The sequence below is a fragment of the Streptomyces camelliae genome (genome assembly GCF_027625935.1).
GTDB lineage: Bacteria > Actinomycetota > Actinomycetes > Streptomycetales > Streptomycetaceae > Streptomyces > Streptomyces camelliae.
In genome coordinates this window covers 1-5159 of the sequence record NZ_CP115302.1, presented here as the reverse complement: position 1 = coordinate 5159, position 5159 = coordinate 1, and the positions used below count along the sequence as shown (strand labels likewise).

1 protein-coding gene is annotated in these 5159 nt (G+C 38.8%); it reads left to right on the top strand.

The window, feature by feature from the left end:
• A partial coding sequence (locus O1G22_RS44425; RefSeq protein ID WP_270086957.1) for a reverse transcriptase domain-containing protein occupies positions 1-2900 on the top strand: 2900 nt, incomplete at its 5' end.
• Positions 2901-5159: the final 2259 nt, after the last annotated feature.

Sequence of the window (5159 nt, the reverse complement as noted above, 5' to 3'; positions counted from 1 at the left end):
TGAACACTGTTTATTATGTTCCCGGTTTAAATCGGAATATAATTTCATTGGGTTGTATTAAAAAACAATCATATACCGTTAACTTCGGTATTAATAAAGTAGACATTTTCAGAAATGGAAACTTTATTTGTTCAGGATTAGAAGATAATAATTTATACATACTAAGGCCGTTAGTATGTGCAACGCTTTATAATTCCGAGTTGTTCGAGACTGCAGAGTCTAGAACATGTAAAGGTAGAATTTCTAAAGATGAGACCCTTCTGTGGCATCTAAGGCTTGGCCACATTAACCTCAACAGAATTCAAAGGCTGGTTAAAAGTGGACCTCTAAGTGAATTAGAGCTTGGTACACTCCCAGTCTGTGAATCTTGCTTAGAGGGTAAGATGACCAAGCGTCCTTTTTCAGCTAAAGGAAATAGAGCCACAGAACCACTAGAGCTTATTCACTCGGATCTTTGTGGTCCGATGAATGTAAAAGCTAGGGGTGGATTTGAGTACTATGTGTCTTTTATAGACGACTACTCAAGATATGGGTACGTTTACCTGTTGCAATTCAAGTCTGAAACTCTTGAAAAGTTCAAGGAGTTTAGAGCTGAAGTTGAAAAGCAACTTGGTAAATCTATCAAGACACTTCGATCAGATCGTGGTGGAGAGTATATGGACTTGGAGTTCAAAGACTACTTGATAGAAAATGGGATAACTTCCCAACTTTCAGCCCCTGGTACACCACAGCAAAACGGTGTAGCTGAAAGAAGAAATAGAACCTTACTCGAAATGACGAGATCAATGATGAGTTACTCATCATTACCAGAATCTTTCTGGGGTTACGCATTGGAGACTGCGTTATACATCCTAAATAGGGTACCTTCTAAAAGTGTTTTAGAAACCCCTATTGAGTTATGGTTGGGACGTAAAGCGAGTTTACATCACTTCCGTATATGGGGATGTCCAGCACATGTGCTGAAATCAAACCCTAGAAAATTAGAACCACGTACTAAGGTATGCTTCTTCGTGGGCTACCCTAAGGAGACACGTGGTGGTTTATTTTATAGTGCTGACGAGAATAAGGTATTCGTGTCCACGAATGCCACATTCTTGGAAGAAGACTATATAGGAAACCATAAATCTCCTAGTAAGTTGTTACTAGAGGAGATTGTTCCAAGTGAAACCACAAATGAGCCAACAAGAGTTGTTGACTTGCCAAGCTCTTCTAGGAAGAGGGATTCTAGTCAAATCCACCTCAGTCCTCGTCGCAGTGGGAGGGTATCCAAGTTACCCGAGCGATACTTAGGCTTGACTCAGGTCAATGCTGGGGGCACGGACTTAGAGGATCCATTGTCTTATAAGCAGGCAATGGAGGATGTTGACAAGGATAGATGGCTAAAAGCCATGGATCTTGAGATGGAGTCCATGTACTCCAACTCAGTCTGGGAGCTAGTAGATCAACCAGTTGGGGTAAAACCCATTGGGTGCAAGTGGATCTATAAGCGGAAACGTGGAGCCGACGGGAAAGTGGAGACTTTCAAGGCTAGGCTTGTAGCAAAGGGTTATACCCAAAGGGAAGGGGTGGATTATGAAGAAACCTTCTCCCCTGTTGCTATGTTAAAGTCTATTAGGACTCTCCTATCCATAGCAGCCTATTTTGATTACGAAATATGGCAGATGGATGTCAAGACCGCATTTCTGAATGGGTATCTTGACGAGAGTATCTATATGCTCCAACCAGAGGGATTCATTGTCCAAGGTGAAGAACAAAGAGTTTGTAAGTTGCTGAAATCCATTTATGGATTGAAGCAAGCTTCACGGTCTTGGAACATAAGATTTGACACTGTGGTCAAATCCTATGGCTTTGAACAGAATGTTGATGAGTCTTGTGTCTACAAGAAGATACTCAACAAAGATGTGGTATTTCTCATCCTTTATGTTGATGACATCTTACTTATTGGGAATAATGTAAGAGTGTTATCAGACGTTAAGCAATGGCTTGCTAACGAATTCCAAATGAAAGATTTGGGAGAGGCTCAATATGTTCTTGGTATCCAGATAATAAGGAACCGAAAGAACAGAAAGTTAGCATTGTCTCAGACATCCTATATTGACAAGATAGTTGCCAAGTATGGGATGGATAAATCCAAGAAAGGAGCATTACCTTTCAGGCATGGGATTTATCTGAGTAAGGACCAGTGTCCTAAAACTCCTCAAGAAGTTGAGAGTATGAGACAATATCCTTATGCATCAGCAGTTGGAAGTCTTATGTATGCGATGTTGTGTACAAGACCTGACATTTGCTATGCAGTAGGGATTGTAAGCCGTTATCAGTCAAACCCTGGTTATGAACATTGGGTTGCGGTCAAGAATATTCTCAAGTATCTTCGGAGAACGAGAGAATATGTGCTTGTGTACGGTAATGAGGATCTGATCCTCAAGGGGTACACTGATTCTGACTTTCAAGCAGATAGGGATTCGAGGAAATCCACGTCTGGGTCAGTATTCACACTTTGTGGTGGAGCCATTGTTTGGAGGAGTATCAAGCAAAGTTGTATTGCTGACTCCACAATGGAGGCTGAGTACGTAGCCGCTTGTGAAGCAGCTAAAGAGGGTGTCTGGCTTAGGAAATTCCTAACCGATCTGGAAGTCGTTCCAGATATGGACAAACCCATTACACTGTTCTGTGATAACAGTGGTGCTGTAGCCAACTCCAAAGAGCCTAGAAGCCACAAACGGGGTAAGCACATAGAGAGAAAGTATCACCTGATAAGGGAGATAGTCCAAAGAGGAGATGTTGTAGTGACAAAGATCGCCTCTGAGGATAACATTGCTGATCCATTCACGAAGACGCTCCCGGCTAAAGTGTTCGAGCGTCATATGGGTAGTTTAGGATTACTAGATGAATCTCTGTAAAGCTTTAGTGCAAGTGGGAGATTGTTAGGGATAGTGCCCTAAATCTTTGTAATCCGAAACTATAAATAAATAAAGGAATCTTTTGTTAGTAATATTACACGTGTCATTTATTTATATTAATAAATGTTATCCATCATAAGGCCCAGAGTTACTGAATGTATCTTAAGTGAGCATAGAGATGCGGGAAGATTCACTTAAGTCGTAACTCGAATAGTCTATGGTATATGAACTTAGGTTGGGTGCCTTTGTTCTGGTAACACCATTAACACGGCCCACTTGTGAATTGGCACAAGTGATCTCATCTGGGTCACTCATGTAGAGACATGTGAGTGGGGGTGTTGCTACAATCCGATTGTAGTAGACTGGACTAAGATGTACTTACTGTCCTCTGATAAGCCGTTACAGAGAGACACTTCGTAACATCGATCGGTTGATCACAGTATGCTTGACCTGAATCCTGAGTGGATTACGAACTCCTGTATGCAAGAGACAAGCCTTTGATTTGCATGGGTGAGAGTGACTCAGAATAGTTCGCTCAATATGCCTCCCACTTTGGGGATTGCATCTTGCTTATAGCTGGGAACGTAATTGCACAAGAAGGAATTCACACTAATAAGTAGTTCCCTTATGGACTGATTCAAGGCTTGAACAACGGGGCCCCATATTCCTCTGATCAAGGAAAAAGCTAAAAGACGCATAATGGAGATTATGTAAGGTTGTTCATTAGAGGATCAGTTGGCTTAAGGAGAAAGATGTATCATGGAGGTTAAAACGGTAAAAACACCTAGCCATGGATACGAACTAGCTTGTGAAGGGTTAACGTATACGTAATGATTATAGCCAATGGACATAACATTGTCTATAGTACTAAGAGTGCAACTCCAAATATATAGTGGAATTATCTTGGAGTTAATGAATAAGAATTAATTGGTTAAAGAGTTTAATCAATGTAATTCTAGATCATTGGAGCTTAGTCCTATAGGTCCATTAAGTCCTCCGAGCTATCGCATGTAATCGGGAACACGATTAATGAGATTAATCACCTTGGAGAAAGATGGTAAATGAATAGAGGAGTCTATTCGGATTAATTAAAAGAAATTAAATAGAGGAGTCTATTTAATTATTTAATTAATGGCAATTAAATAAAGAGTTTATTTAATTGAAGGAGAAATAAAATAAAGTGTTTATTTTATTAATTTTGAGGTTGTCAAAATTAATGGAAATTAAATAGAATGTCTATTTAATTTAATGGGAGAAATTAAATAAAGAGTTTATTTAATTAAATATTTAATAGAAGAGTTCTATTAAATAAAAGAGATAAATAAAAGCCCAAATATCATGTGATGATATAGGAGTGGGCGTGTGGCCCAGTAATGGTCCACACGCCTAGCCCAAAAATAATGGAGATTATTTTTGGCTTTTTATTTGATATATATTTGATATATCTTTATTTAAATTAATATGATTAATTTAAATATTATAAAGATATGGTAGATATTATTTAATTATTTGATAATTAAATATAATATCTAAAATATATATTTAATTGAATATTAGATTTAATTATTTATAATTAAAGATATTCAAAGATTCTCTGAGGGCTTTTGGTTTCCTATAAATAGAGACCTTGGGAAACCTAAAACACACACCAATTGAAAGAGAAAAATCTCTCCCTCTCTCCCTCTCCTTGCCGCCGCCCCTAGGGTATTCTTTAGGGAGAAATTTTTTCTCCCTTCCTCTTTCCAAGGAGGAAAGTGCCCACGCGCTGTTCCCTTTTGTGCATAGCAAGGAAGCACTTTTTGGTGGTCCAGCTTTGGATTCGAAAGGTCAAAAGGGCTGACACTTCTGGAGTAAAGGTATGGTTTTCTTTAATGCATTATTTTAGAATAATATTAATCTGCAAGGAAAGATCCTTGGGAAATTCCGCTTGAGAAACTCTGATTAGAGGACTCAATTCCCAACAACTGGTATCAGAGCAGAATCCTTTATTAATATTTTTCTAAAAATTGATGGGAATCATTATTTTAAAAGTGTTTTAAAATATGGGTTTGCTTTTTTGGTTGAATTAGGATTTATTGGCCTAGGTTTGTTTTTACTTTTCCTAGAAATTTTGTAAACTCATTCGTTGGGTATAGGAAAAATTTGTAATCGAAAGGTCATATTTGATATCGATCAATTCGAGGGAAAAGGAGCAAATCGGAATCCCGGCCGGTACCGAAGGAGTCGGTACCGCGAGCCGCATGACGGGCCACCACCGCA